This is a genomic window from Pseudonocardia spirodelae (assembly GCF_037727765.1).
In the GTDB taxonomy this organism is placed as follows: Bacteria; Actinomycetota; Actinomycetes; order Mycobacteriales; family Pseudonocardiaceae; genus Pseudonocardia; species Pseudonocardia spirodelae.
Window position 1 is genome coordinate 183,032 of record NZ_JBBJUP010000002.1, and the last position, 26,044, is coordinate 209,075.

At 76.4% G+C, this 26,044-nt stretch carries 27 protein-coding genes; 17 read left to right on the forward strand and 10 right to left on the reverse strand.

Annotation, left to right across the window (positions count from 1 at the left end; genetic code table 11):
- The first annotated feature begins 41 nt into the window (after positions 1-41).
- From WJX68_RS03210 to WJX68_RS03225, 4 genes are all read left to right on the forward strand, one after another.
- Positions 42-1,832, forward strand: coding sequence for a PHA/PHB synthase family protein (locus tag WJX68_RS03210; RefSeq protein ID WP_340286046.1), 1,791 nt, complete (start codon positions 42-44; stop codon positions 1,830-1,832).
- A gap of 208 nt (positions 1,833-2,040) precedes the next feature.
- Entirely contained in the window at positions 2,041-2,559 is a 519-nt protein-coding gene (locus WJX68_RS03215) for a helix-turn-helix domain-containing protein (RefSeq protein ID WP_340286047.1), read from the forward strand.
- 107 nt (positions 2,560-2,666) lie between these two features.
- The gene (locus tag WJX68_RS03220) at positions 2,667-3,026 is read left to right on the forward strand and encodes a hypothetical protein (protein WP_340286048.1); all 360 of its coding nucleotides are present in this window, start codon (positions 2,667-2,669) and stop codon (positions 3,024-3,026) included.
- 108 nt (positions 3,027-3,134) lie between these two features.
- Positions 3,135-4,448 carry a patatin-like phospholipase family protein gene (locus tag WJX68_RS03225; RefSeq protein ID WP_340286049.1) on the forward strand — a complete coding sequence of 438 codons (1,314 nt, stop codon included), beginning with the start codon at positions 3,135-3,137 and terminating at the stop codon, positions 4,446-4,448.
- Positions 4,449-4,461: 13 nt separating this feature from the next.
- On the opposite strand, the gene WJX68_RS03230 is transcribed toward WJX68_RS03225, so the two are convergent.
- Genes WJX68_RS03230 through WJX68_RS03240 form a run of 3 tightly spaced genes read right to left on the reverse strand, consistent with a single transcriptional unit; the run spans position 4,462 to position 6,821 of the window.
- Complete coding sequence (locus WJX68_RS03230; RefSeq protein ID WP_340286050.1) at positions 4,462-4,746, reverse strand: YggT family protein; 285 nt, start codon at positions 4,744-4,746, stop codon at positions 4,462-4,464.
- Positions 4,747-4,797: 51 nt separating this feature from the next.
- Positions 4,798-5,256 carry a D-aminoacyl-tRNA deacylase gene (gene dtd, locus WJX68_RS03235; protein WP_340286051.1) on the reverse strand — a complete coding sequence of 153 codons (459 nt, stop codon included), beginning with the start codon at positions 5,254-5,256 and terminating at the stop codon, positions 4,798-4,800.
- Positions 5,253-6,821 (reverse strand): DUF7782 domain-containing protein, encoded by a 1,569-nt coding sequence (locus WJX68_RS03240; RefSeq protein WP_340286052.1) that lies wholly within the window; start codon positions 6,819-6,821, stop codon positions 5,253-5,255. The genes dtd and WJX68_RS03240 overlap by 4 nt, the downstream gene beginning before the upstream one ends.
- Positions 6,822-6,852: 31 nt before the next feature.
- Here WJX68_RS03240 and WJX68_RS03245 point away from each other — a divergent pair, with 31 nt between their 5' ends.
- The 3 genes from WJX68_RS03245 to WJX68_RS03255 are packed head-to-tail and all read left to right on the forward strand — an operon-like array spanning position 6,853 to position 9,067.
- Positions 6,853-7,443 carry an HhH-GPD-type base excision DNA repair protein gene (locus WJX68_RS03245; RefSeq protein WP_340286053.1) on the forward strand — a complete coding sequence of 197 codons (591 nt, stop codon included), beginning with the start codon at positions 6,853-6,855 and terminating at the stop codon, positions 7,441-7,443.
- A gap of 26 nt (positions 7,444-7,469) precedes the next feature.
- The gene (locus WJX68_RS03250; protein WP_340286054.1) at positions 7,470-7,880 is read left to right on the forward strand and encodes an ArsR/SmtB family transcription factor; all 411 of its coding nucleotides are present in this window, start codon (positions 7,470-7,472) and stop codon (positions 7,878-7,880) included.
- Positions 7,877-9,067 (forward strand): AMP nucleosidase, encoded by a 1,191-nt coding sequence (locus tag WJX68_RS03255; protein ID WP_340286055.1) that lies wholly within the window; start codon positions 7,877-7,879, stop codon positions 9,065-9,067. Before WJX68_RS03250 ends, WJX68_RS03255 begins: the two co-directional genes overlap by 4 nt.
- A 42-nt stretch (positions 9,068-9,109) precedes the next feature.
- Here WJX68_RS03255 and WJX68_RS03260 read toward each other — a convergent pair whose 3' ends face one another.
- A complete protein-coding gene (locus WJX68_RS03260) occupies positions 9,110-10,870 on the reverse strand; it encodes a GNAT family N-acetyltransferase (protein ID WP_340286056.1) in 1,761 nt (586 codons plus the stop codon).
- A gap of 39 nt (positions 10,871-10,909) precedes the next feature.
- On the opposite strand from WJX68_RS03260, the gene WJX68_RS03265 reads away from it, so the two are divergent.
- Genes WJX68_RS03265 through WJX68_RS03275 form a run of 3 tightly spaced genes read left to right on the forward strand, consistent with a single transcriptional unit; the run spans position 10,910 to position 12,433 of the window.
- Positions 10,910-11,776 carry an alpha/beta fold hydrolase gene (locus tag WJX68_RS03265; protein ID WP_340286057.1) on the forward strand — a complete coding sequence of 289 codons (867 nt, stop codon included), beginning with the start codon at positions 10,910-10,912 and terminating at the stop codon, positions 11,774-11,776.
- Positions 11,773-12,156, forward strand: a complete 384-nt coding sequence (locus WJX68_RS03270; RefSeq protein ID WP_340286058.1) for a DUF3099 domain-containing protein — start codon at positions 11,773-11,775, stop codon at positions 12,154-12,156. Before WJX68_RS03265 ends, WJX68_RS03270 begins: the two co-directional genes overlap by 4 nt.
- A gap of 25 nt (positions 12,157-12,181) precedes the next feature.
- Positions 12,182-12,433: a DUF3039 domain-containing protein gene (locus WJX68_RS03275; protein WP_340286059.1), complete on the forward strand. Its 252-nt coding sequence runs from the start codon at positions 12,182-12,184 to the stop codon at positions 12,431-12,433.
- Positions 12,434-12,442: 9 nt separating this feature from the next.
- Here WJX68_RS03275 and WJX68_RS03280 read toward each other — a convergent pair whose 3' ends face one another.
- The 3 genes from WJX68_RS03280 to WJX68_RS03290 all read right to left on the reverse strand — a co-directional run bounded on the left by WJX68_RS03280 (position 12,443) and on the right by WJX68_RS03290 (position 15,693).
- Positions 12,443-13,021, reverse strand: a complete 579-nt coding sequence (locus WJX68_RS03280; protein ID WP_340286060.1) for a GNAT family N-acetyltransferase — start codon at positions 13,019-13,021, stop codon at positions 12,443-12,445.
- A gap of 51 nt (positions 13,022-13,072) precedes the next feature.
- Positions 13,073-13,909, reverse strand: a complete 837-nt coding sequence (locus WJX68_RS03285; protein ID WP_340286061.1) for an alpha/beta fold hydrolase — start codon at positions 13,907-13,909, stop codon at positions 13,073-13,075.
- A 77-nt stretch (positions 13,910-13,986) separates the two neighbouring features.
- Positions 13,987-15,693, reverse strand: coding sequence for a hypothetical protein (locus WJX68_RS03290; protein WP_340286062.1), 1,707 nt, complete (start codon positions 15,691-15,693; stop codon positions 13,987-13,989).
- Between the two features lie 129 nt (positions 15,694-15,822).
- On the opposite strand from WJX68_RS03290, the gene WJX68_RS03295 reads away from it, so the two are divergent.
- Positions 15,823-16,461, forward strand: a complete 639-nt coding sequence (locus WJX68_RS03295) for a class I SAM-dependent methyltransferase (protein WP_340286063.1) — start codon at positions 15,823-15,825, stop codon at positions 16,459-16,461.
- 177 nt (positions 16,462-16,638) lie between these two features.
- Positions 16,639-18,366, forward strand: a complete 1,728-nt coding sequence (locus WJX68_RS03300; protein ID WP_340286064.1) for a DEAD/DEAH box helicase — start codon at positions 16,639-16,641, stop codon at positions 18,364-18,366.
- Positions 18,367-18,423: 57 nt separating this feature from the next.
- Here the strand turns inward: WJX68_RS03300 and WJX68_RS03305 are convergent, their stop codons facing one another.
- The gene (locus WJX68_RS03305; protein WP_340286213.1) at positions 18,424-19,299 is read right to left on the reverse strand and encodes an EamA family transporter; all 876 of its coding nucleotides are present in this window, start codon (positions 19,297-19,299) and stop codon (positions 18,424-18,426) included.
- Positions 19,300-19,661: 362 nt separating this feature from the next.
- Between WJX68_RS03305 and WJX68_RS03310 the strand changes: the two genes are divergently transcribed.
- A complete protein-coding gene (locus WJX68_RS03310) occupies positions 19,662-19,847 on the forward strand; it encodes a DUF7455 domain-containing protein (RefSeq protein WP_224386619.1) in 186 nt (61 codons plus the stop codon).
- 93 nt (positions 19,848-19,940) lie between these two features.
- Here WJX68_RS03310 and WJX68_RS03315 read toward each other — a convergent pair whose 3' ends face one another.
- Positions 19,941-21,641, reverse strand: coding sequence for a choline dehydrogenase (locus WJX68_RS03315; RefSeq protein ID WP_340286065.1), 1,701 nt, complete (start codon positions 21,639-21,641; stop codon positions 19,941-19,943).
- A 114-nt stretch (positions 21,642-21,755) separates the two neighbouring features.
- On the opposite strand from WJX68_RS03315, the gene WJX68_RS03320 reads away from it, so the two are divergent.
- Positions 21,756-22,235: a hypothetical protein gene (locus tag WJX68_RS03320; protein ID WP_340286066.1), complete on the forward strand. Its 480-nt coding sequence runs from the start codon at positions 21,756-21,758 to the stop codon at positions 22,233-22,235.
- An 85-nt stretch (positions 22,236-22,320) separates the two neighbouring features.
- On the opposite strand, the gene WJX68_RS03325 is transcribed toward WJX68_RS03320, so the two are convergent.
- Complete coding sequence (locus WJX68_RS03325) at positions 22,321-23,046, reverse strand: hypothetical protein (protein ID WP_340286067.1); 726 nt, start codon at positions 23,044-23,046, stop codon at positions 22,321-22,323.
- Between the two features lie 306 nt (positions 23,047-23,352).
- On the opposite strand from WJX68_RS03325, the gene WJX68_RS03330 reads away from it, so the two are divergent.
- The 3 genes from WJX68_RS03330 to WJX68_RS03340 are packed head-to-tail and all read left to right on the forward strand — an operon-like array spanning position 23,353 to position 25,873.
- Positions 23,353-24,375 (forward strand): ABC transporter substrate-binding protein, encoded by a 1,023-nt coding sequence (locus WJX68_RS03330; RefSeq protein ID WP_340286068.1) that lies wholly within the window; start codon positions 23,353-23,355, stop codon positions 24,373-24,375.
- Positions 24,372-25,148, forward strand: a complete 777-nt coding sequence (locus tag WJX68_RS03335; protein ID WP_340286069.1) for an ABC transporter permease — start codon at positions 24,372-24,374, stop codon at positions 25,146-25,148. Before WJX68_RS03330 ends, WJX68_RS03335 begins: the two co-directional genes overlap by 4 nt.
- Positions 25,145-25,873, forward strand: a complete 729-nt coding sequence (locus tag WJX68_RS03340) for an ABC transporter ATP-binding protein (protein ID WP_340286070.1) — start codon at positions 25,145-25,147, stop codon at positions 25,871-25,873. Before WJX68_RS03335 ends, WJX68_RS03340 begins: the two co-directional genes overlap by 4 nt.
- Positions 25,874-26,044 lie beyond the last annotated feature (171 nt).

The following is a 26,044-nucleotide window of genomic DNA, read 5'->3' on the forward strand; positions in this document are numbered from 1 at the left end:
CCAGGCACGGAGACCGAACCGGCCGTCAGGAGTGACGAACAGTGACCACGCAGCCCGTACCCCAGCCCGAGTCCGAGAACGGCAGCGCCGCCGCGTCGAACCAGGCCACGGAGGTGCTGCGACGACAGGCCGCGGGGCTCGTCCGCGACCTCCGCGAGCTCGCCGACCCCGAGGGCCTCGCCGCCAAGGTCGACCCGGTCGGCTTCGGCGGAGCGCTCGGCGAGGCCGCCCGCTCGCTCGCCACGCGGCCCGGGGCGGTGCTGCGCGCCGGCTTCGGCTTCGGCGTCGACTCGGCCAAGGCCGTCTCCGCCGCCGCGTCGCGCGCCGTCGGCGGGACCACGACCGGCCCGGCGTCGCTGCCGGAGAAGGACAAGCGCTACGCCGACCCCGCGTGGGAGGGCAACGCCTGGTACTACCTGGCCCGCCAGGAGCACGCGCTGCTCGCCGACCGGCTCACCGAGCTGTCGCAGGCCGCCCGCGTCTCGCCGGTCGCGCGCCGCAAGCTCGACTGGCTCGTCGGCCAGGTCGTCGAGGCGCTCGCCCCGCCGAACGCCGTCGTGACCAACCCGGCGTGGCCGAAGAAGATCGTCGAGACCGGCGGGCTGAACGTCGTCCGCGGTGCGCGCAACATGCTGCGCGACGTGGTGCAGAACCAGGGGATGCCGCGCCAGGTCACCCCCGGCCGCTTCCAGGTCGGCAAGGACCTCGCGGTGACCCCGGGGCACGTGGTGTTCCGCAACCGGCTCATCGAGCTCATCCAGTACGAGCCGCAGACCGCGAAGGTCCACGAGGTCCCGCTGCTGATGAGCCCGCCGTGGATCAACAAGTACTACATCATGGATCTCGCCCCGGAGAAGTCGCTGGTGGAGTGGGCGGTGCAGCACGGCCACACCGTCTTCATGATCAGCTACCGCAACCCGGACTCGTCGCTGGCCGACGTGACGATGAGCGACTACCTGCAGGAGGGCCCGGTCGCGGCGCTCGACGTCGTCCGCGAGATCACCGGCAAGGAGAAGGTCAACGTCGCCGGGCTGTGCCTGGGCGGCGCGCTGTCCGCGGCGATGACGGCGTGGCTGGAGGCCAAGGGCGACCAGCGGGTCAACTCGCTGACCCTGATGAACACGCTGCTGGACTACTCCGGTCCGGGCCAGCTGGGGGTGTTCACCGACGAGAAGACGGTGAACCGCCTCGAGCGGAGCATGCGCAAGGACGGCTACCTGCCCGCGACCAGCATGAAGACGACCTTCGACCTGCTGCGCGCCACCGACCTGGTCTGGAACTACGTCGTCAACGACTGGATGCTCGGCGAGGACCCGAAGCCGTTCGACATGCTGACGTGGAACTCCGACTCGACGCGCATGCCCGCCGCGATGCAGACCGAGTACCTGCGCACGCTGTACCTGGAGAACCGCTTCGCCGAGGGCAAGCTGGAGCTCGCGGGGGAGCGCCTGGACGTGGCCGACATCCGGCCCGACAGCTACGTCATCACCGCCGAGTCCGACCACATCGCGCCGTGGAAGTCGGTGTACAAGGGCGCGGCGAAGATCGGCGGCACGGTGCGGTTCGTGCTCTCGAACTCGGGCCACATCGCCGGCGTGGTGAACCCGCCGTCGCCCAAGTCGCGGACCTGGTACGGCGAGGCCGACGAGCTGCCGGCCTCGGCCGAGGACTGGCGCGACGACGCCACCGAGCGCAAGGCCTCCTGGTGGGAGGACTGGACGCCGTGGATCGCGGAGCGGGCCGGCAAGGAGGTCGCGGCGCCGAAGAAGATCGGCTCCGACGCCCACCCGCCGCTGGAGCCCTCGCCCGGCCGTTACGTGCTGCACGGCTGAGCACCCCGGCGCCGCCCCGGTGATCATCGCTGGTCGCCGGGGCGGCGCCGTGTCCACACCGGACGGCGCGGGAGCCGTCCGATGTGGAGCAGGTACCGGATGCGTGCGCGAGCGGCCCGCGACGGGGACAATGCGTGCCCATGGACCGCGTACGTTCCGTGTCCGCGCGCCGGCGACCGCCGCGCGGACCGCACCGGGCAGGGATGCGATGAGTCGCGCGGGGGAGGCCCGCACGAACGGCGCGCGCCGGGCCGCGCGCGGGACCGGGTCCGACGGCAGCAGCGCCGCGGCCGCGGCCGAGGGGCTGCGCGAGACCGGCCGCCGGGCCGCCGAGGACGCGTGGAGCGCCCAGGTGAACGCGCTGGGCGGGTTCATCCGCGCCCAGCGGCAGATGGCCAAGCTCTCGCTGCGCGAGATGGCGGCGATGACCAAGGTGTCCAACGCCTACCTCAGCCAGGTCGAGCGGGGGCTGCACCAGCCGTCGCTGAAGGTGCTGCGGTCGATCGCCGACGCGCTGCACCTCAACACCGACCAGATGCTCAGCCGTGCGGGCTGGTCGGTCGGCGACGCCGACGCCGCGGACGGGGTCGCGCCGTCGTCGCCGGAAGAGGAGGCACCGCCCGCGGTGCCCGGGGTCGAGGCCGCCGTGGCGGCCGACCCGCGGCTGTCCGACGAGCAGAAGGCGGCCCTGCTGGGGGTGTACCGGAGCTTCCTGCAGCGCGACTGAGCAGCGGTGCTTGACATACTTAACGACGGTGCGTAGTTTTCTTGGCATGGCGGTGCGCTCGTCCGCGCCCGCCCACGCCGAGCAACCGTCCCGGGAGGGATGCACCGATGACCGCCTCCACCGAGCAGTTCGTCGACATCGCCAAGCGCGGCCAGGACCTGGTCACCGAGTCCGTCCGCAGCTGGACCGAGGCCGCCGGCGGCCTCGCCCGCCAGTTCGGCGCCGGGGACCGCCCCCAGCTGCCCGACGCCGGCGTCGCCGTCGACCGCGTCTTCGACTTCTACGAGCAGGTGCTGGGCCACCAGCGCGAGTTCGCCCGCACCCTGGTCGGCGCGAGCACCTCGGTGCTCGACCAGGTCACCGAGCAGGCGACCAAGGCCGCCGAGGCCGTGACCGAGCACGCCGGCCGCGGCGCCGAGGCCGTCGCGGAGAAGACCACCCGCGCCACCCGCGGGACCGCGAAGTAACCCTCCCGCGCCGTCCGCAGGCCCCCTCCCGGTCACCGGGAGGGGGCCTGCGGCGTGTGTGACGAGGCCGTCCTGGCTCTACCCGCGGGTCCGCGCGAGCCTGGCGGCATGAGCCCGCGCACCCGCCCCCGCCGCGTCGCGATCGCCTGCCAGGGCGGTGGCAGCCACACCGCCTTCACCGCCGGGGTGCTGGCCCGGCTGCTGCGCGAGCCCGCCCTGCACGACGCCGAGATCGTCGGGATCTCCGGCACCTCCGGCGGCGCGGTCTGCGCGCTCGTCGCGTGGGACCGCCTGCGCGCGGGGCAGACACCGGAGCTGCGGGCGGCCGCCGCGACCGCGCTGGAGGAGTTCTGGGCCGACAACGCCGCCCGCGGTCCGCTGGAACGCCTCGCGAACCTGGGCCTGGTCGGGGCGGGCGTGCTGCAGGGGCTCGGGCTCGTCCCGGCCGGCACCCCGTACCTGGTGCCGCGCCCGATCGACGGCACCCGCCAGTTCCTCGACCTCGTGGCTCGCCACGTGGACCTCGGCCCGGACGGCGCGATCGCCCCCGACCCGGACGGCAGCGCGCCGCTGCTGCTGCTCGGCGCCGTGGACGTCCTGACCGGGGACTTCCGCGCGTTCTCCAGCCGCACCGACACCATCACCGCCGAGACGGCGCTCGCCTCGGCGGCCATCCCGACGCTGTTCCGCGCGGTGCACACCGCAGGCGGGGTCTACTGGGACGGGCTGTTCTCGCAGAACCCGCCGACCCGCGACCTGCTCGGCACCGAGCCCGACGAGCTGTGGGTCGTGCAGATCAACCCGTCCCGCATCGACGACGAGCCCCGGACCCCGATCGCGATCGCCGACCGGCGCAACGCGCTCGCCGGGAACCTGTCGCTCAACCAGGAGCTGGGCTTCGTCGAGACGATCGACCGGCTGCTCGCCGAGGGGGCGCTCGGCCCGGACTCGGGCTACCGGCAGGTGACCGTGCGGGTGCTGGAGATGCCCGCGAGCACCGTCCGGTCGCGGCTGCTGGGCGCCGCCTCCAAGATCGACCGCGACGTCGCGTTCCTCGACCACCTGCAGCGCAGCGGCGCCGCGGCCGCCGGGCGGTTCCTGGCCGCGCTCGCCTGGGAGCGGGCGCTGGCCGCCGCCGACACCGGGGCGCTGGCCGCGGCCGTCGCCCCGGACGCCCTGCTGTTCTCCACCGCCCCGTTCCGCGAGCGCGACCCCGCCGGGGTCCCGCTGCGCGCGCACCTCACGGAGCTGGTGGACGGGGAGGTCACCGTCGACCCGACCCGCAAGCAGGTCGCGCGCGACGCGGTGGAGTGGGCCGTGCGGGTGCACCGCGACGGTGTCGTGGTCCCGGGCCGTGCCGAGGCCGAGCTCGGCGACGACGGCCGCATCACCGCGCTGCGCCTCGGCCCGCCGGACCGGTGAGGCCCGGTCCGGATCAGAACGGGATCAGCGGCACGACGATCACCCGCAGCAGCAGGACCACCACGAACACGATCAGCACGGACAGGTCGAGCCCGACCGCGCCCATCCGCACCGGCTGCACCCGGCGGCGGATCGGGGCGACGACCGGCTCGGTGAGCCCGTGGGTGACGCGGCGCGCGGTGTCGAGCACGGCCCCGCCCCGCCCCGAACCGAGGACGTCGATCCAGTCGACGACCACGCGGGCGACCAGGACGAGCTGGAACAGACCCAGCAACCAGGACAACAGGTACGCGACCATGTCCCCATCGTCCCGTTCCACGCTGAGAGGCGGATGAGAGTGGCCTGAGGGTCACACCTCGACGAGCACGGTGAACGGGCCGTCGTTGACCGACTCGACGGCCATCGACTCCCCGAACTCGCCGGTCTCGACCGTCGCGCCACGACCGCGCAGCGCCGCGACGACGGCGTCGACGACCGGGGCGGCGTCGGCGGGCCGGGCCGCGGCCGACCAGGACGGCCGCCGCCCCCGGCGGGTCTCGCCGTGCAGGGTGAACTGGCTGACCACCAGCAGCGGGGCGCCGGTGTCCGCGCACGACATCTCGTCGCGCAGGATCCGCAGCTCGTGCAGCTTGCGGGCCATCGTGGCGACCCGGTGGGCGGTCGTCGCGGGGTCGGCGGTGTCCCCGGTGTGCACGCCGAGCAGCACCAGCAACCCCACGCCGATCGCGCCGGAGACGCGCAGCGGCTCGCCGAGGTCGGACTCGACCGTCACCGACGCCCGCCGCACCCGGGCGACGACGGCCCTCACCGGCCGACCGGGCCGGACGGGGCGGCGGCCGCGGAGCGGTCGGGCACCGGGTGCGGCCAGCCGTCGACCGGCTGGAGCAGGCCGTGGCGCACCAGCTCGCGCACGGCGGGCAGCGTGGCGTCCACCAGCGCGTCGTAGGGGCGGTCGTGGGCGAAGGACAGCAGCGCCAGCAGCTCCGAGAGCGGCAGCTCGCCGCGGCAGCCGGCCAGCAGCGCCGCGGCCGGGCCGTCGACCGGGTGCTCCCAGCCCGGCCCGCCCCAGCGGCGCACGGTCGTCGACAGCTCGGCCCAGCCCCCGTCGGGGTCCACCGAGCTCGCCGACTCCAGCACCGTGTCCGGCGCGACGAGCAGCCGCGCGCCGAGCAGGTCCTCGTCGCGGGTGTGGGCGTGCAGCCAGTCCACCCGGTCCGGCCAGGCCGTCATCTCCCGGCCGAGGCCCTCGCCCAGGTCGCCGGGCAGGTCCTCCACGACGACGGTCGGCGCCCGCCCGTCGCCGGTGCGGCGCAGCAGCAGGAACCCGAAGCCGACGCCCTCGACCCGCTCGGCGGCCATCCAGTCCAGCCAGGCCCCCGCCTGCTCACGGGCCGCGCGCGACGCGGGGGACAGCCCGGCGTCGCGCTGCCAGGTGCCGACGTGCATCGCCGGGTCGACGACCTCGCGCTGCAGCACCCAGGCGTCGACGCCGTCGGGCAGCCAGGACCGGACCCGGTCCGGCCAGTCCTGCCCGCGCACGTGCAGCCACGAGCCGAGCAGCTGGGCCACCCCGCCCGGGTTGAGCAGGCCGGGCAGCTCGCCCAGCAGCGCCGCGAGCGCGGAGTCCCCGGCCGCGCCCGAGTCGCGGTACACGTAGTCCACCCGCGGCGGGCCCGGCACGAACGGCGGGTTGGACACGACCTGGTCGAAGCGCTCCCCGGCCACCGGCTCGAACCACGGGCCCTCCCGCAGGTCGACCTCGACCCCGGACAGGCCCAGCGACAGCCGGGCCAGCGCGAGCGCGCGGGGCAGGACGTCGGTGGCGGTGACCCGCAGGGCGTGCCGCGAGCCGTGCAGGGCCTGCACCCCGCAGCCGGTGCCCAGGTCCAGCAGGCTCCCGACGGGGCGGCGCACGGTGGCCGCGGCCAGCGACAGCGACGCGCCCCCGACGCCGGTCACGTGGTCGCGGTCCTGGCGGGCGGCCGGGGTGTCGATGTCGGAGACCACCCACCAGTCCGCGCCGGGCTCGCCGTCGGGGCCGGGGCCCTCGCCGTAGGGGCGGACGTCGAGCGCGGCGCGGATGCCGTCGGGGGTGCGCCGCAGGATGCGACCGGCCAGCAGCGGGTCGAGGTCGCCGAGCGCGGCGGTCACCGCGGGCTCGGGCTCCACGCCCTCCAGCAGGAACAGCCGGACCAGGGTGCCGAGCTCGCCGCCGTCGCGGCTGGCCCGGGCCGCGGGCTCGGGCTCGCCGCGGGTCAGCGCGTCGTGCGCGGAGCGGCCGAGCAGCGCGCGGACGCCGTCCGGGGTGTAGCCGGCGTCGAGCAGGCAGCCGCGGACGCGCTCGGTCTGCGCGGGATCCAGTTCGGGGAGCACCCGACCATTCTGACGTGCGATCCTGTGCGGCATGAGCGGGATCTGCATCGCCCAGGAACCGGAGGCCGACGCGCTGCTGGAGCGCGAGCCCCTCGCCCTGCTGATCGGGATGCTGCTGGACCAGCAGATCCAGATGGAGGTCGCGTTCCGTGGCCCGCTGAAGCTCCACGAGCGCCTCGGCGGGCTCGACGTGCGGGTGATCGCCGACCACGACCCGGAGGCGTTCGCGACCCTGGCCACCACCCCGCCCGCCATCCACCGCTACGGCGGCTCGATGGCCCGGCGGGTGCAGGAGATGTGCCGGGCGGTCGTCGAGGACTGGGACGGCGACCCGACCGCGATCTGGACCCGCGACGAGCCGGACGGGCGCGAGGTGCTGCGGCGGCTCAAGGCGCTGCCCGGCTACGGCGAGCAGAAGGCGAAGATCTTCCTGGCGATCCTCGGCAAGCAGTACGGCGTCACCCCGCAGGGCTGGCGGGAGGCCGCGGGCGACTACGGGAAGCCCGACACCCGGCTGTCCGCGGCCGACGTCGTCGACGGGCGGACCCTGCTCGAGGTGCGCGACACCAAGAAGGCGATCAAGGCCGCGGCGCGCGAGAAGAAGGCCGCTGCGGGGAAGTGATCCGCCGCGGCGGCTAGCATCGGGGTGTGCACAAGGTTCCGGAGGCGCTCACCGGCGCACGCGTGATCGACCCGGACCAGGTCTGCGACGCCGTCGCGGTGCTCGCCGACACCGACAAGGTCGCCGAGGCCGCCACCGTGCTGGACGTCCTGGGCGAGGTCAACCGGCTGTCGCTGCTGCTCGCGCTGCAGCACGCCGGGGACCTCTGCGTGTCCGACCTCGCCGTCGCGGTCGGCATGAGCGACTCCGCGGTGTCGCACGCCCTGCGCCTGCTGCGCGCGCACGGCATGGTCACCGCGCACCGGCAGGGCCGGCTGGTCCGCTACCGCCTCGCCGACGGGCTCGCCCGCCGCGTGCTGGAGATCGTGTCCGCGGTCGCCGTGCCGGCCGGGACGCTGCACGCGCACGGCGCGGCCGACGGCGGTGAGCCCGCGTGACCCCGGCGATGATCGAGCAGGTCCGCCCGCCGGTGCCCGCGGAGAAGCTCGACCACGAGATCGGCCGCCTGCTGGACGCGCTGCAGTCGGTCTACGACGACGGCTGGTACCCCGAGCTCGAGGTCGTGCGGCCCTGGTCGACCCACAACCCCCGCATCTCCGGGGAGTTCGCGCGGCCCTGTGCGATCCGCCGCTACCTGCACCGCGAGCTGCGCGGCCTGCTCGCCGCCGGGGCGACGGTCACGGCGCGGGCCGCGCGGCCCGCGCGGGCGTTCACCGACCCGGAGTTCTTCGCCGCCCTCGACGAGGACCGCTTCGACCTGCGGGTCAAGAAGCTCTTCCTGTTCGGCCCGGAGCGCATGGCGCTGTCGCTGGACCGGCTCTCGCACTACACCGGCACCCCGGCCGAGTCCTTCCAGCGGCACGTGCTGTTCACCAACTACGCGATGCACGTGGAGTCGTTCCTGGAGCGGTTCCCGGGTGCGGAGCGCCCGGACCGCGAGGGCGTGCAGATGCCCGCCTACCACGCCGCCCGCCCGGACGGCGACGGCGTGAGCCTGGTCAACATCGGCGTCGGCCCGGCCAACGCCAAGACGATCACCGACCACCTCGCCGTGCTCCGCCCCGACACCATGATCATGATCGGGCACTGCGGCGGGCTGCGGAACCGCCAGGAGCTGGGCGACTTCGTGCTGGCGACGGCGTACCAGCGCGCCGACCACGTGCTCGACGAGGTGCTGCCCGCCGACGTGCCGGTGATCCCCAGCATCCGGCTCAACGGCTACCTCATGGACGCGCTGGCCACCGCCGAGGCGACCTGGCGGCCGGGCGTCGTGCACACCACCGACAACCGCAACTGGGAGTTCAACCAGGCCGCGACGCTGCACCGGATGCGGCTCGCGCGGGCGGTCGCGGTCGACATGGAGTCCGCGACGATCGCGGCCAACGGGTTCCGGTACCGGATCCCGAACGCGACGCTGCTGTGCGTGTCGGACAAGCCGCTGCACGCCGAGCCGAAGCTGGCCGGGGGAGCGCGCGCGTTCTACGAGGCGAGCAAGCGCAAGCACCTGGGTATCGCACTGGACGCGCTGGAGCGGGTCCGCGCCGAGCACCCCGACGGGCTGCCCGGCTCCGAGGTCCGCTCGGCCGACGAGCCGCTGCTGGGCAACGGCCCCGACGGCGCCTGACCGCCGCGGCCCGGGCGGCCCGGCGGCGCCGGGCGGCCGGGGTCAGAGGGCCCGGGTGAAGCCGACGTGGGCGCGCCGGTAGCCGCGGCGGGTGGGGAAGGTGCCGCCGTCGCCGTCGCCGTCGCCGTCGCCGTCGGTGGGGGTGTCGGTGGTCATCTCGGCCAGCGTCGCGCCGCGCGCGCGGCCGTGCTCGTGCGCCCAGTCGAGCAGCGCGGTGCCCAGCCCGCGCCCGCGCCAGCCCGGCGCCACCCGCAGCCCCTCGATGCGCAGCCGCGTCGCGCCCCGGCGGGCCAGCCCGGACAGCAGGGTGAGCGACACGGTCGCGACCACCCGCCCGTCGGCGGCGCGGGCGACGGCGAGGAACCGGCCCGGGTCGCGGTCCAGGGTGTCGAAGGCGTCGTCGTAGGCGGCCGGGTCGGGATCCTCCCCGGCGCCGGGGTCGGCGGCCAGCAGCGCGACGACGGCGGCGACGTCGTCGCGCACGGCCCGCTCGACGACCAGCCGGTCCGGGCCCAGGCTCAGGTCGGTGCGGGCGAGGCGGCCGTGCGCCCGCACGCCCTCGACGACCCGGTCGAGCCAGGCGCCGACGCCCTCGCGGGCCTCGGGGGTGTCGGGGTAGCGGCAGCGCAGGTGCAGGCCGGCCTCGTCGAGCACGAACCAGACCATCACGCCGTCGGCGGTGCCCGCGGCGCTGACGTACTGGGCCTCGATCCCGGCGCTGTCGATGCGCACCGGCAGCCGTCGCAGGTCCAGCCAGGAGATCGCGAACATCCCCGGTGCCTCGGGCATCCCGCCCCAGGGCGCCAGGACGTCGGCCAGCGGCCACGACCCCAGCCGGACGGCCTCGCGCACCGCGCCCGCGCAGGCCTGCGGGTCCGGGTCCGCGGACTCGATCACCGCGTTGGTGATGAACCAGCCCGAGGAGTCGTGCCAGCGCTCGTCGTAGCGGCTGTGCACCGGGAACACCGCGCGCAGCGGCGCCCGGCCCAGGTCGCGGGTGGTGGCGGTCATCACCGCCACGACCAGCGCCAGCGTCGACACCCCGGTCCCGCGGGCCTGGCGCTCGAACGCCGCGGTGGCGTCGACGCCGAGCACGTCGCGGACCTCGACGCGCTCCGGGGGAGCGGGGACGATCTCGCCCAGCGGCAGCGGGAAGCGCGGCATCACGTCGCCGCCGGCGGCCAGGACGTCGGCCCAGCGCCGCCGTACCGGGTCGGGGGCGGGCTCGCGCGCGGCGAGGGCGGCGGTGTGCTCGGCGAACGGGCGGACCGCCCCCGGCGGCAGCGTCTCGCCGAGCCCGGCCAGCAGGTCGCGCAGCACGACCAGCAGCGACCACATGTCGACGTGGGCGTGGTCGGCGGCGACGACGAGCGTCGGGCGGTCCGCGGTCAGCACCACGCACAGCCGGTGCGACGGCGCGGCGTAGGGCGTGCAGTGCTCGTCGAGGACTCCGCGCACCGCGTCGTTGACGGCCTGCCCGGGCGCGACGGCGTGCTCCACCCACTGCCCGGCGCGCACGTCGGCCTCGTGCAGGCGGGGGCCGTCGGGGCCGGGGGTGAACACCGTCCGCAGCGTCCCGTGCCGGCGCACCACCGCCAGCCAGGCGTCGGCGAGCGCGTCCAGGTCGACCGCGGGCAGCCGGCAGGTGATCGCCATCCAGGACCCCGGCCGGTCGCCGCGGCCCACGTGGCGTTCCTGGTCGAACGAGACGGGCACGGCCGCGCCGCGCCGCCCGACGGTGACGTCGTAGCCCAGCAGCCTGCCGTAGGGCAGGCGCAGGTGGGTCACGCTCGTCAGCCGCATGGCCATAACCTAGGCGTCGAAGATCGGGAGGCACACGCCATGGGCTCGTTCGAGGTCGCCGGGGCCGTGCTGGACCACGACCTGACCGGGGACGCCGGTCCCGCGGTGGTGGCCCTGCACGGACTGACCTCCAGCCGCCGCCGCGAGAGCGTGATGGGCCTGGACGTGGCCGGGCGGATCACCGGCATCCGGCTGCTGCGCTACGACGCGCGCGGCCACGGGCGGTCCACCGGCACCACCGACCCGGCGGACTACCGCTGGCCATCGCTGGCCCGCGACCTGCTCGCGCTGCTCGACCACGCGCTGCCCGGGCGCAGGGTGCACGGGATCGGGCCGTCGATGGGGGCGGGGACGCTGCTGCACGCCGCCCTCGCCGACCCGGACCGCTTCGCCAGCCTCACCCTGATGCTGCCCCCGACGGCGTGGGACACCCGGCGGGCCCGCGCCGCGGACTACGAGCGGGCCGCCGTCGCGGTGGAGGCCGGTGGGGTCACCGCCTTCGACCCCGGCACCGACGAGGAGCTGCTGCCCCCGGCCGCGCGCGGGCGCCCGCGGACCGCGCCGGACGTGCGCGCCGACGTGCTCCCCGCCGTGCTGCGCGGGGCGGCCGCCACCGATCTGCCCGATCCGGACGAGCTGGAACGGATCACCGTCCCGGTGCAGATCCTGGCCTGGACCGGGGACCCGGGGCACCCGGAGTCCACCGCGCGGACGCTGCGGTCGCGGCTGCCGGCCGCCGGGCTGGCGATCGCCGAGACCCCCGACGACGTCCGCTGGTGGGTACGGCTCGTGGCGGCGCGGCTGCGCCGCTGGGAGACCCTCGACCCGACGCCGCCCGCGCCGTCCGGGCGCCCGCGCGGCGATCGCGCAGGGGTGTCACCATGTGAAGGGAGGTGGTCGGAGTGAGCGACCAGCGACGCGAGGACCCGGTCCTCATCACGGACGCGCAGATGTCCTACGAGGACGAGCTCGCGATCCGCAAGCGGCGCTACAAGTGGACCATGGGCATGCGCATCCCGTGCATGATCGCGGCCGGGTTCTGCTACCAGATCCCGTGGCTCGCGGTGACCCTGCTGGCGATCTCGGTGCCGCTGCCGTGGATCGCCGTGCTGATCGCCAACGACCGCCTCCCGCGCAAGTCCGAGACGCCCAGCAGGCACCGCCAGGAGCACCGGGCCATCGAGGCCCGCCCGCACCCGGTGATCGACGCCGGCGGGCCGGACACCGAGGGCACCACCGGCGGCACGGGCGAGGGCACGGGCGAGGGCACCGGTCCGTCGCGCTGACAGCGCGTTCGGGCATCATGGGCCCATGTCCACGACGACTCTGCCCCAGGTCGACACCCGGCCGGAGACCGACGACTCCACCGCCGACGACCGCCCGGACATGTTCCACTACGTCAAGAAGGACCGGATCGCCGAGAGCGCGGTCCTGGGGAACCTCGTCGTCGCGCTGTGCGGCGAGACCTTCCCGGTGACGAAGTCGCCCAAGCCCGGCTCGCCGGTCTGTCCGCAGTGCAAGGAGATCTTCGAGGGCCTGCCCCCGGGCGGCGACGACTCCTGAGCCCCCGCCTCAGCCCCGTGCGAGCAGCAGCCGCAGCGGGGCCGAGCGCGGGTCGCCGGGCACGGCGCGCAGCACCGACTCGGTGACCAGCCCGGCGGAGCGGTAGAGCGCCCGCGCGGCGGTGTTGCCCGCGGCCACCTCCAGCCACAGCCGGCCGGTGCCGGCCCACGGCGGCGCGAGGTCCGCCGGCACGCCGTCGTCGGCGCCGTACCCGGCGCCGTCCGCCGCGTCGTCCGGGGCGGCGTCCCCCGTGCCGGGCACCCCGGCCACCGCGAGCGCGGCGTGCAGCAGCGCGCGACCGGCCCCGGTGCGGCGCCGTTCGGCCGCGACGACGAGCCGGTGCAGCTCGACGCCGGGTTCGGGGCCGCGGGGCGCGGCCAGCACCGCGTAGCCCGCCGGGCCGGCGGGCCCGCCGTCGTCGAGCAGCAGGTGGGCACGGGCGGGGTCGGCCGCCGCCGCGTCGTGCCAGCCGGCGCCGGTGCCGTCCAGGACGCCCGCGGCGCCCTCGTCGAGGACGGCCAGCGCGACGGAGTCGGCGTGGCCCCGCCAGCCGCGCAGCGGGACGGTCGGTCGCGCGGACGTCACCATCCGGACATCCTGGCGCCACCGGCACGTCCCCGCACGCGGCGGGGTGCGGTGTCAGGACCGCAGGAAGCGGTCGATCTCCGCGGCGAACGGCTCCGGGTCGAGCAGCAGTTCCAGGTGCCCACCCGGGTAGCGGTGCACCTGCGAGCGCCGGATGCCGCGGTGCAGCATCGTGGCGTTGCCGCGGGGGACGATCGGGTCGTCGTCGCCGGCGATGATCAGGGTGTCCGCGGTGATGGCGGGCAGCAGCGGCAGGCTCGTCCAGCCCGAGAGCGCCATGAGCTGGTAGTAGTAGCCGCGCATCGGGCCGCGCCGCGACCCCGCGCCCAGCGCCGCGGCGGCGCGCTCGGGGTGGTGGCGCAGCGAGCCGCCGTAGATCCTGGCCGCGACGGCGTCGACGTAGGACGGGTCCTGGTGGCGCTTCGGCGAGGTCATGACGGCCATCACCCTCGGCGACGCGGGGATCATCAGCGCGCCCGGGCCGGTCGCGGCCAGCACCAGCTTGCGGACGCGGCGGCGACGGCTGATCGCGAGCTGCTGGGCGAGCATCCCGCCCCAGGAGAAGCCCAGGACGTCGGCCTCGCGCACACCGAGACGGGTGAGGACCTGGCCGAGCCGGTGGGCCATCCAGGTGAGGTGGTACGGCATCCGCGGCACCGCGGAGCCACCGATGCCCGGCGGGTCGAAGCGGATGATGTCGAGGTCGGCGGGCAGTGCCGCGACCAGCGGGTCCAGCACGTCGGTGGCGGCGCCGATGCCGTTGCACAGCAGCAGCGGCGTGCGCCGCGCCCCCGGCCCGGAGGCGGGGCGGCGCACGACGCGCAGAGCCCGGCCGCCGACGAGCACGTCGTGCTCCTCGAGGCCGGCGGGCGGGGAGCTGTGAGTGGTCATCACCGGCGAGAGTAGGGCGCCCGCACCCCCGGCGCGGTGTGGGATTGTCCCGATGTGACGTGCACCGGCGTGTCCGGTCAGACGGGGGCCGGCTCGCCCAGGTAGGTCCCGGGGGCGGGGAACAGCGGCCGCAGGCGCCGTCCGCCCAGCTCGGGGGGCGCGTCGCGCAGCACCCCGGAGCGTTCGGCGAGCCACCCGGCCAGGTCGTCCCACCAGGAGCCGGTGACGACCTCGGCACCGGCCCGCCAGCGGGCGGCCACGCCGTCGCCGGTGCCGCAGGGGGCGACCCGGAACCCGTCGGCGACGCCCGGCGGGGCGATCAGCGCCCCGGCCTGGTCGCCCGTCGCCAGCACGAGCCGGCACGAGCCGCCGAGCAGCTGTGCCGTGCGGTGGCCGCCGGTCCAGGGCTGCACCGGGTCGTCGTCGGCGGCCACGAGGTAGCTGTCGCGGCGCAGGGCCGCGAAGCGCACCGGGGTGCCGAGGACGTGCACGTCCGGGCCGCCGTCCGGGCCGCCGGTGGTGCGGGCGAGCGCGACCAGGTCGGTGTGCAGACCCGCGGGCAGCGGCAGCAGGTCGGCGGTCCAGGCCCGCATGGCGCGGGCGGCCCGCCCGTGCAGCTCGGCGGTGCCCCCGCCGTCCGGGACGGCCCAGGGCAGCACCCGGTCCGGCCCGCGGCGCCACGCCCAGGCCGCCACGGCGCTCGCCCCGTCGAGGACGCCGTCGCGGGCGGCCCGCGCGGTCGCCGCGGCCACCGTGTCCGGGTCCGGGGCGAACCCGGGCAGGGCGTCGGACTGGTCGAGCACGGTGGCCAGGTAGGCGGCGGCCGCGACCTTGTCGTCGAGCCCGATCGCGGCCTGGTGGGCCTGCACCGCGGCGGTGAGCAGCCCGCCGGTGCGCACCCCGAGCAGCGACACCCGCGGGGCCCGGCTGATCCGCGCGCAGGCGTCGATCGCGTCCAGGACGGCGGCGGCGTGCGCGTCGAGGTCCCGGGCGGCGTCGGCGGGGCCCGCCGGGCGCCAGGACAGCGCGAAGACCTGCAGGCCCCGGGCGAGCAGGTGCTCGGTCAGCGAGTAGCCGGGCGCCAGGTCGGCCAGCCAGTAGCGGTGCACCAGCGGCGGGACGACGAGCACCGGGGTGTCGTGGACCCGCTCGCTGCGGGGCAGGTACTGCAGCAGCTCGAACATCGGCGTGCGCAGGACGACGGCGCCCGGGGTGGCCGCGACGTCGCGGCCCGGGACGGGGCCGCCGCGGGCGTCGCGGGCGCCGGTGTCGAACGGGACCGGCGGGGTGTCCTCGCGCGGGGCGGTGAAGACCCGCTCGGCGGCGCCGGGGGTCGCGGCGCCGGGCGCGTGGTCGCGGGTGCCGGCGGGGTCCGGTGCGTCGGTGCCGTCGGTGTCGTCCGTGCCCTCCGGGGCGGGCGGCGGGACGGGCAGCATCAGCGCGGTCAGCCCGGCCAGCGTCGCCCGCAGCCGCTCGGCGTCCGCGGCGGGCAGCGGCACGTCCGGGCCGGCGGCGGCGTCCTCCAGCAGCCCCGCGACGGCCCCGGTGGTGGCGACGAGCACCTGCGCGGCGCGCCGCGCCAGCAGCGTGCGGCCCGCGCCCTCCGGCGCCGGGGCCCCGAGGCCCAGGCCGACCAGGCCCAGCTCCCGGGCCCAGCCGCCGCCCCGGCGCAGGAGCAGCAGCGGGCGCGCGGACAGGGCCGCCGCCAGCCGCAGCCCGGCCGCGGTCAGCGCGAGGGGACCACCCGGCGGTGGGGTGGGGGATGCGCCGTCGCTCTCGCTCATCGCCGCCCATCATCCCCACCCCCGACGTCCGCGGCGCGTTCACCCCGGCGTCGTACGCGTGTCAGGACCGTCGGGCACCGTCGCGGGCGTCCCGGCGCCGACCCGGCGCGCCCCGACCCCGGGAGCCCGATGAGCACCGTCCCCGCCCCGCCCGCCCTCCGCCGCCCCCCGGGCCCGGCCGGGACCGGCACGTTCCTGCGGGAGTTCCTGCGCGACCCGGTGCGCACCGCGTCGGCACTGCCCAGCTCGCGGGCACTCGCGCGGGCGGTGACCGCGCCGGTGCCCGAGACCGGGGACCCGGTCGTCGTCGAGCTCGGGCCGGGCACGGGCGCGTTCACCGACGTCATCGCCGAGCGGCTCGGCGGGCGCGGGCACCGGCTCGCCGTCGAGCTGAACCCGCGCCTGGCCGCGTCGCTGCGCGAGCGCCACCCCGGGCTCGACGTCGCCGTCGCCGACGCGATGGACCTGCCCGCGCTGCTGGCCGAGCGCGGGCTCGGCGGCGCCGACGTGATCGTCTCCGGGCTGCCGTGGGCCGCCTACCCGCTGCGCGAGCCGTGGCTGACCGACGTCGTCGCGGGTGCACTGCACCCCGACGGCGCCTTCACCCAGTTCGGCTACACCCTGACCCGGTCGCTGCCGCCCGCCCGCCGGCTGCGCGCACGCCTCGCCGGCGCCTTCGAGGAGGTCGTGCACGGCCGCGCCGTCACCGCCAACATGCCGCCCGCGTTCGTGCTCACCGCCCGCCGCCCGCGCGCGGTCCGGGGCTGACCTGGACCGTCACCGCGGACGCCGCCCCGGGCCGGGGCCGGTGACGCCCACCGGCGGGCCGGGGTCCGGCCGCCGGTTACCCTGATCGGCGCCCCACGGCCGGGTCGGCGCCGACGCGCGGACCGCGGGGCCTCGCCGGTTCCCACCCGGGAACGACCCACGGACCAGGGGAGACGTGTGTCGCAGACCCAGCTCGTGTCGCCCGAGACCCGCCCGCTGCGCGCCTGGCAGCGCAGCGCGCTCGCCCGCTACCTCGCGACCTCGCCGCGGGACTTCCTCGCGGTCGCGACCCCGGGCGCGGGCAAGACGACCTTCGCCCTGCGCGTCGCCGCCGAGCTGCTGCGCGACCGCGTCGTGGACGCGATCACCGTCGTCACCCCGACCGAGCACCTGAAGTACCAGTGGGCCGAGGCCGCCGCGGCGGCCGGCGTCGCGCTGGACCCCGAGTTCCGCAACTCCGCGGGCGGCACCTCGCGCGACTACCACGGCATCGCGATCACCTACGCCGGCGTCGCCGCGCACCCGCGGCTGCACCGCAACCGCACCGAGAACCGGCGGATGCTGGTCATCCTCGACGAGATCCACCACGCCGGTGACGCCAAGAGCTGGGGCGAGGGCGTGTTCGAGGCCTTCGAGCCCGCCACCCGGCGCCTCGCGCTGACCGGGACGCCGTTCCGGTCCGACGACAACCCGATCCCGTTCGTCGAGTACGTGCCCGACGCCGAGGGCGCCCCGCGCAGCCGGGCCGACCACCAGTACGGCTACGCCGAGGCGCTCGCCGACACGGTCGTGCGGCCGGTGGTGTTCCTGGCCTACTCCGGCACCTCCAACTGGCGCACCAGCGCGGGCGAGGAGATCTCCGCCCGCCTCGGCGAGCCGCTGACCCGCGAGCAGACCGCGATGGCCTGGCGCACCGCGCTCGACCCGGCCGGGGACTGGATGCCGGCCGTCCTCGCCGCGGCGGACCGGCGTCTGCAGAGCCACCGCGACGGCGGCATGCCCGACGCCGGCGGCCTGGTCATCGCCACCGACCAGACCTCGGCACGGGCCTACGCGACGCTGCTGCAGCGCATCACCGGCGTCCGCCCGGCGGTCGTGCTGTCCGACGAGGCGGGCGCCTCGGACCGCATCGCCGAGTTCTCCCGCTCCACCGAGCGGTGGATGGTCGCGGTCCGGATGGTGTCCGAGGGCGTCGACGTCCCGCGGCTGGCCGTCGGCGTCTACGCCACCAGCGCCTCCACCCCGCTGTTCTTCGCCCAGGCCATCGGCCGCTTCGTGCGGTCGCGGCGGCCGGGGGAGACGGCGTCGGTCTTCGTGCCCAGCGTGCCGGTGCTGCTCGGGCTCGCCAGCGAGCTGGAGGCCCAGCGCGACCACGTCCTCGGCAAGCCGCAGCGCCCCGAGGAGGTGTGGAACGACGCCGAGCTGAACGAGGCCAACAAGGTCAAGGACGAGCCCGGCGAGCAGGAGAAGGCGTTCACCTCCCTCGGCGCCGACGCCGAGCTCGACCAGCTCATCTACGAGGGCGCGACCTACTCCGCCGACGAGGAGGACTACCTCGGCCTGCCCGGGCTCCTCGAACCCGACCAGGTCCGGACGCTGCTGTCCCAGCGCCAGGCCGACTGGATCAGGAAGGGCTCGCCGCGCACCGGGGCGCAGGCCCGCGCCACCCCGGCGACCGCGCCGCCGCCCCCGCCGCCCGCCGAGCGCGGCCAGAGCGTGCGGGAACGGCTGCAGACCCTGCGCAAGGAGCTCAACACCCTCGTCGCGCTGCACAACCACAAGACCCGCAAGCCGCACGGGAAGATCCACAACGAGCTGCGCGCGCACTGCGGCGGCCCCCCGGTGGCGATGGCGACCATCGAGCAGCTCGAGGAGCGGATCGCGACCCTGCGCTCCTGGCGCTGACCCGCCCGGCGCCGGGCGACGGCGGTGCGCCGGTGCTGCCGCGACGGTGCGGCGGGGTCAGCGTCGCTCGGCTGCGGCGGGGCCGGCGGGGCCGGCGGGCACGGCGGGGCCGGGGACGGGCTCGTCGCCGTCGCGGGACCGCAGCGCGACGGCCGCGACCACCAGCGCGATCCCCACGCCCTCCAGCGCCCCCGGCAGCTGGCCCAGCACGACCAGGCCGACGAGCGTCGCCGTCGCCGGCAGCAGCGCCAGCAGCACCGCGAACCGGGCCTGCCCCACCCGGCGCAGCACCACCTGGTCGAGCACGTAGGGCACCACCGAGCTCAGCACACCCAGCCCGACGGACAGGCCCAGCACGACCGGATCGGCGAGCGGCGCGAGGTTGGCGAGCCCGAACGCCGTCGTGGCCTCGGCACCGCCGGTGAGCAGCAGCGGGAGCAGCACGACGGCGGCGACGGTGAACCCGGTCGCGAGGTCGTCGATCCCGCTGCCGGCGCGCGCCACCCGCTTGCCCAGCAGGATGTAGGCCGCCCACATCGCGGCCGCACCCAGCGCCCACAGCACCCCCGCGGGGCTGCCGGACCAGCGGACGTCGGCGATGAGCAGCACGCCGGCCGCGGCCAGCCCGACCGCCCCGACGTCGCGGAACCGGCGTGAGGCCACCGCGGCCACCAGCACCGGCCCGGTGAACTCGATCGCGACCGCGGTGCCCAGCGGCAGGCGGGCGATCGCCTCGTAGTACGCGACGTTCATCAGGGCGGTGGCCAGCCCGAACGCGCCCGCACGCAGCAGCCGCACCCCGCGCCAGGCGTCCCGCCCGGGCCGCCGCCAGGCCAGCAGGACCAGGGCGGCGCCGACGAGCCGCAGCTCGGCCACCGCCGAGGGGGCCAGCCGGTCGAACAGCCCCACCGCCAGCGCGGCCCCGACGTACATCGAGACACCGCCGGTCAGGAACAGCAGGGGCGCGGGCACACGGTCGGGGGACGGTCGGGCGCTCACCCGTGCACGGTAACCCGCGACACACCGTGTTTACCGTGGCGCGCTTGCACGGAACGCGCGTTCCCCGCATGATTCACACGCAGTCAACTTCATACGCAATCGGTCACCGCGGGTACATCGCGGCGTCACCGGCACGAACGGTGCACGTCGAACGTGACGGTCGTCGCGACGCATCCCGGGAACATGTGCAGGGGCCTCGTGCGTCTGTACAGGTGTGGGCGATCCGCTGGTGCGGTCGTCACAGTGATACGGCGGTGGGCGCCCGAAGCCCGCCACCGCGACGGAGGGAGACCGCTATGCAGCCCGAAACGCTGACCCGGCCCGAACTGACCCTTGCCGACCGTTGCGACCGCTGCGGTGCGGCTGCGAAGGTGCGCGCGATCCTGCCCTCCGGCGGGGAGCTCCTGTTCTGCAACCACCACGGCCGTGCCCACGCCGACAAGCTGCGTGAGTCGGGCGTGCAGGTCCAGACCGGCGAGTGACGCCCGGGCGCGAGCGCGCCCCCACCGACCCGCGGACGGGGCGGGGATCCGATCGGATCCCCGCCCCGTCCGTCGTGTGCGGGCCGTCCGCGCTCAGGACGCCCGCGTCGCCGGCGCGGGCCACCGCCGGGCGGACGGCGACGGCACCGGACGCCCCGGCGCCGGGTCCGCCGGCAGCGGGGTCCGGCCCGCGAGAAGGTCCGCGGCCCGCTCGGCGACCATGACCACGGGGCCGTAGGTGTTGGCGTTGGGCACGTCCGGGAAGACCGACGCGTCGACCACCCGCAGGCCCCGGGTGCCGTGCACCCGCAGTGTCGCCGGGTCGACGACGGCGCCCTCGTCGGTGCCCATCCGCGCGGTGCTCGTCGGGTGCAGACCGTTCTGCGCGCGCCGGGCCACCCACCCCACGACCTCGTCGTCGGTGCGCACGTCCGCGCCCGGGAAGGTCTCCCCGCCGTCGAGGGCGGCGAGCGCGGGGCGGCCCAGGATGTCGCGGGCCAGCGCGATCGCCTCGACCCAGCGGCGCCGGTCGCCGTCGGAGGACAGGTAGTTCTGCCGCAGCCGGGGCGCGACCGCGGTGTCGCGCGACACCGCCCGCACCGTGCCGCGGGCGTCGCCCGCCATCACCGACACGTGCATCTCGTAGCCGTGGCCGGGCACCGTCACGTCGGGGGCGAAGCGCATCGCGACCGGCGCGAACAGCATCATCACGTCCGGCACGCCGCCGGCCAGCGAGGTCGAGGCGAACCCGCCGATCTCGAAGTGGTTGCTCGCGCCGATCCCGGTGCCCGACACCAGCCAGCGGGCCGCGGCACCGGGCAGCCGGTGCGGACGCCGGTGCGGGGCCAGCGACACCGGCTCCGTGCACGCGTGCTGCAGGTGCACGGCCAGGTGGTCGTGCAGGTTCGCGCCGACGCCGGGCAGCGCCACCCGCACCCCGACGCCGAGCCCGGCGAGGTGGGCGGGGTCGCCGAAGCCGGAGACCTGCAGCAGCTGCGGTGTCGCGACGGCGCCGGCGGCGAGGACGGTCTCCTCGGCGTCGACGTCGTGGTGGGTGCCGTCGGCGGCGCGGTAGCGGACCCCGATGACCCGGGTGCCCCGCGCGTCGGTGCGCAGCTCGCGCACCAGCGCACCGGTGCGCACGGTCAGGTTCGGCCGCGACGCCGCGACCGGGTGCAGCCACGCGTCGGTCGCGGAGAACCGGCGCCCCCGCGAGATCGTGCGCTCGGTGCGGGAGAACGCCTCCTGCACCGGCCCGTTCACCGACTCGACGACGGCGTGCCCGGCCTGCCCGGCCGCCGCCAGGAACGCCGCGTTCAGCGTGCCGGTGGCCGGGGCGCGTTCGAGGACCTGCGGGCCGTCCCCGCCGCCGGGCAGCGGCGTGCCGTGCTCGGAGACGCGCCGCTCCAGGCGCCGGAAGTACGGCAGGCAGTGCGCGGCGCTCCACTGCTCGCAGCCCGGCGTGCGGGCCCAGCGGTCGTAGTCGCCGGGGTTCCCGCGCTGGTAGACCATCCCGTTGATGCTGCTGCTGCCGCCGAGGACCTTCCCGCGGGGCACGGCGACGCGCCGCCCGGCCAGCCCGGGCTCGGGTTCGGTGACGTAGCACCAGTCGTAGCGGGGGTTGCCCCACGCCTTCGACAGCGCCGCGGGCATCCGGATGACGGGGTCCCAGCGGTGGTCGGGCCGGCCGGCCTCGAGCAGCAGCACCCGGCGTGCCGGGTCCTCGCTGAGCCGCCCCGCCAGGACGGCGCCCGCGGACCCGCCGCCGACGACGACCACGTCATAGGGCTTCACGATGCCTCCACGCGTTCGCGGACCTGCACTCGACAGGAGGAGCAACCCCCCTTGCGGGGGCCACGCTACGCCGGAGCACCGGGGCCGCGGCGCCGACCCCGTAGGCTCGGTGGGGTGACGACGGTGCAACGCAGTGCGGAGGACGGTGCGGGCGCCCGGGGGACGAGCGGGGCCCGCCCCGGCGTGACCGGGACGCCCGACGACGCCGACGCCGCGCTGGCCGCGCTCGCCGCACAGCTGGAGGACTCGATCGCCGACCTGCGCTCGGCCCGCGAGCGGGTCGCCGAGCTGCAGGGGCTGCGGGCCGACGGCCTGAGCTGGCGGGAGATCGTCCCCCGCGAGACCCGGCCGCTGATCGTCGAGACCCTCACCCGCGCGCTGGACGGGCTCGGCGCGGTCGGGGGCAGGTTCCGGCGCGAGGAGGCCGTCGCGCTGCACGGCGAGGGCGAGACGATCGCCGGGATCGGACGGCTGTTCGGCGTCAGCCGCCAGCGCGTCTCGGCCTACCTGCAGGAGCACCAGCCGGCCGCGGTCCGGGCCGCCGCCGCGGACCACGCGGCCGGCGGACCCGCGTCCGGCCCGCCGGCGCCGTAGCTCGGCGTCCGGCGGCGGGACCGTCCGCGGCGGGACGGTCGCGGCGGTGCGGTCGCGGCGGTGCGGTCGCGGCGGTGCGGTGCGGTCAGCTCCCGGCGGGATCGTCGCGACGGCGGTGCCGGGCGGGGGCGCGGGGCGCCGGGACCCGGGGTGCGGCGACCGCGCTGCGGCGCGCCGCCGGGATCAGTGCGGTGCGGTCGTCCAGCGGCGCCTCGGGGGCGGCCGGACGGGCCGCGCGGGCCTGCAGCCGGGCCAGCTCGCGGACGTCGGTGAGCCGCGCCGCGAGCGCGGCGACGACCGGGGCCAGCGCGGCGGCGAGCCGCTCGCCGAGCGGGTCGTCCGGGCCGCCCCGGGCGAACAGCTGCAGCGCCCCGGCGGTGCGGCCCGCGACCGGCACCGGCACGGCCAGTGAGCGGACCAGGCCGCAGTCGGCCGCGGCGGCGGCGAGCTCGGGCGGCCCGGAGCGGGTCAGGTCGGGGGTGACGAGCACCCGGTCACCGCGCTCGGCGGCCGGGCCCGGGCCGGCGTCGGCCCGCCGCTGCAGCTCGCCCAGGCGCACCGCGGCGGTGTCGGAGCCGAACACGCGACGCCGATCGGTGTCACGCGGGTCGGCGGGCTCGCGGAGCAGCAGGGCGGCGCCCGCCACCCGGGCGGCGGGCACGAGGGCCACGCAGATCCCGGACAGCAGCGCGGCGACGTCGGCGTGCACCACCGAGGTGCCGCCGGCCTGCAGGGCGACGCGCACGAGCGCGGGGCCGGGGTCGGGCGCGGGCCGCCCGGGTGCGCCGGGGGTCCAGAGCGAGGCCGCCATGTCGTCCCTTCCGCGTCGCGTCCCCGGTGCGGGGTCGTGACACAGCGTCGCGGGTGTCGTGGGCCACGATAACGATCGTGATCGGCGGCGGACCCACCGGCTCGCCGGGTGCGCCGGAGCGATCACCGCAGGTGAGCGGATCGCGACATCCGGTCACCCTCCGTGGAGGACGGAGGGCGCGGGGGCGTCGGCGTAGGGTGGGGGACGTACCGCGGGAGCCCGCGCACCGAGGCTGAGAGGGCGGCAGGACCGGCCGCCGACCGTTCGAACCTGATCCGGGTGACACCGGCGTAGGGAGGCCCTCTCGTGCTGCCCCGTGCTCTCCGACCGCTCGCCGTCGTGGCGGTGCTGGCGCTCGCGCTGACCGGCTGCGCCGCGACCGGGGACGACGGCTCCGGCTCCGGCGCACCGATCCGCGTCGCGCTGGACTGGACGCCCAACACCAACCACATCGGGCTGTTCGCCGCCCAGCAGGCAGGCTACTTCCGCGACGCCGGCCTCGACGTCGAGTTCCTGCCCTACAACCAGTCCTCGCCCGACACCCTGGTCGGCTCCGGGGCGGCGGACTTCGGCATCAGCTTCCAGGACTCGTTCACCTTCTCCCGGGCGGCCGGGGCCGACATCACCTCGGTGATGGCGATCCTGCAGCACTGGGCCACCGAGATCGCGGTGCGTGCCGACCGCGCGGACCTGCAGCGCCCCCGCGACCTCGACGGCCGGGTCTACGCCGGGTTCGGGGGCCCGGGGGAGAACCAGAAGATGCAGGCGGTCATCCGTGCCGACGGCGGCCGGGGCGAGTTCCGCACCGAGGTGCTGTCCACCGCCGCCTACGAGGCGCTCTACTCCGGGCAGGCCGACTTCACCGAGCCGTTCGTCAACGTCGAGGGGATCGAGGCGCAGCTGCGCGGCGAACCGCTCCGCACGTTCCGCTACACCGACTACGGCTTCCCGGACGCCTACAACGTCCTGCTGATCGGCAACTCGACCTGGCTGGGGCAGAACCCGGAGCGGGCCCGCGCGTTCGTGGGTGCCGTGCAGCGGGGCTACGCGCTGGCCGCGCAGGACCCGGCGGCCGCCGCCCGGATGCTGGCCGAGGCCAACCCCGGCGCCTTCACCTCCGACGAGCTCGTCGACCGGGGCGCGCAGATGCTCGCCCGCGACTTCCTGCGCGACCCGCAGGGCCGCGTGGGGTTCCAGACCCCGCAGCAGTGGGCCGGCTTCTCCGGTTTCCTCTACGACACCGGGACCGTCACCGGGCCTGACGGCGCGCCGGTCCGGCAGAAGCCGGACTTCACGACGTGGTTCACCAACGACTACCTCACGCCGTGACGCGCGCGGCGCTCCCGGGCCCGGTGCGGCGGCTGTGGCCGGCCGCGGCACTGGTGGCCGCGCTGCTGGCCGGATGGCAGGTCGCGGTGACCGCGACCGGGGTCCGGCCGCAGGTGCTGCCGTCGCCGCTGCGGGTGGTCGAGCAGGGCTGGGCCTTCCGCGGGCAGCTGTGGGAGAACACGCTGCCGACCCTGCAGACGACCCTCGTCGGCTTCGCGGTGTCGCTGGCCGTGGCCTGGACGGTCGCGGTCGCGGTGGACTTCTCGCCGTGGCTGCGCCGGGCGCTCACGCCGCTGCTCGTGGCGTCCCAGACGCTGCCGGTGGTCGCGATCGCCCCGCTTCTGATCATCTGGTTCGGCTTCGGGCTGCTGCCCAAGGTGCTGGTGATCGCCCTGGTCACGTTCTTCCCGGTGGCCGTCGGGCTGATCGAGGGGTTCGCCGCCACCGACCGCGCGGCGACCGCGCTGCTGCGCTCGATGGGCGCCTCGCCCTGGCAGCGGTTCCGCCTCGTCCGCCTGCCCGGCGCGCTGCCACGCTTCTTCACCGCGCTGCGCATCGCGATCACCTACGCGGTGACCGGGGCGATCTTCGCCGAGTACGTCGGCGCCCGCGCCGGGCTCGGCATCTTCATGCAGCTGCAGCGCAACCAGTTCCGCACCGACCTCGTGCTGGCCGCGGTCGGGGTCACCGCGGTGCTGTCGGTGACGCTGTTCGCGCTGACCTACCTGGTCCAGCGCGCGGTCACCCCGTGGTACTCCGGTGACCGCCGGTGAAGGTCACGGTGCGGGAGCTCTCGGTCGCCTACGGCGCGCTGCCGGTGCTCGACGACGTGGGCCTCGACGTCGCGCCGGGGGAGTTCGTCGCGATCGTGGGGCCCTCGGGCTGCGGCAAGTCGACCCTGTTCGGCGCACTGACCGGCATCCTGGACGGGGCCACCGTCACCGGGGAGATCGCCGTCGACGGCGGCCCGGTGCGCGGCGCCCCGTTCGGCCTCATGCCCCAGCAGGACCTGCTGTTCCCCTGGCGGACGGTCCTCGACAACACCACGATCGGGCTCGAGGTCGCCGGCGTCGGGCGCCGGGCGGCCCGCGAGCGCGCCCGCGCGCTGTTCGCGCCGTTCGGGCTGGCCGGGTTCGAGGACGCCCGCCCCGGCGAGCTGTCCGGCGGGATGCGCCAGCGGGCCGCGCTGCTGCGCACGGTCGTCGCCGGGCGCGAGGTGCTGCTGCTCGACGAGCCCTTCGGCGCGCTGGACGCGCTGACCCGCACCGCGATGCAGGACTGGCTGGCCGCGATGCGCCACGACCACGGCTGGACCACCGTCCTGATCACCCACGACGTGCGCGAGGCGGCCCTGCTCGCCGACCGCGTGCTGATCTTCTCCCCACGCCCGGCGACGGTGGTGCGCGAGGTGGCCGTCGACGTCGACCGGCCCCGCGACCGCACCGACCCGCGGCTCGCGGCCGTCGAGCGGGAACTGCTGGCCGCGCTGCGGGCCTGACCGCCGGTCGTCCCCGGCGCCCGTCGCGCCCCCCACCGACCCGATCCGGGCACGGGGCGTGGTCCTGCGACAACAAATTCGACCTTCGTGACCGGATCGCAATGATCGACTCGGAACTGTGTCGATTCAGAAGTCTGTTGCGAGCCCCATGTCCGCCAATACGTTGGCGCT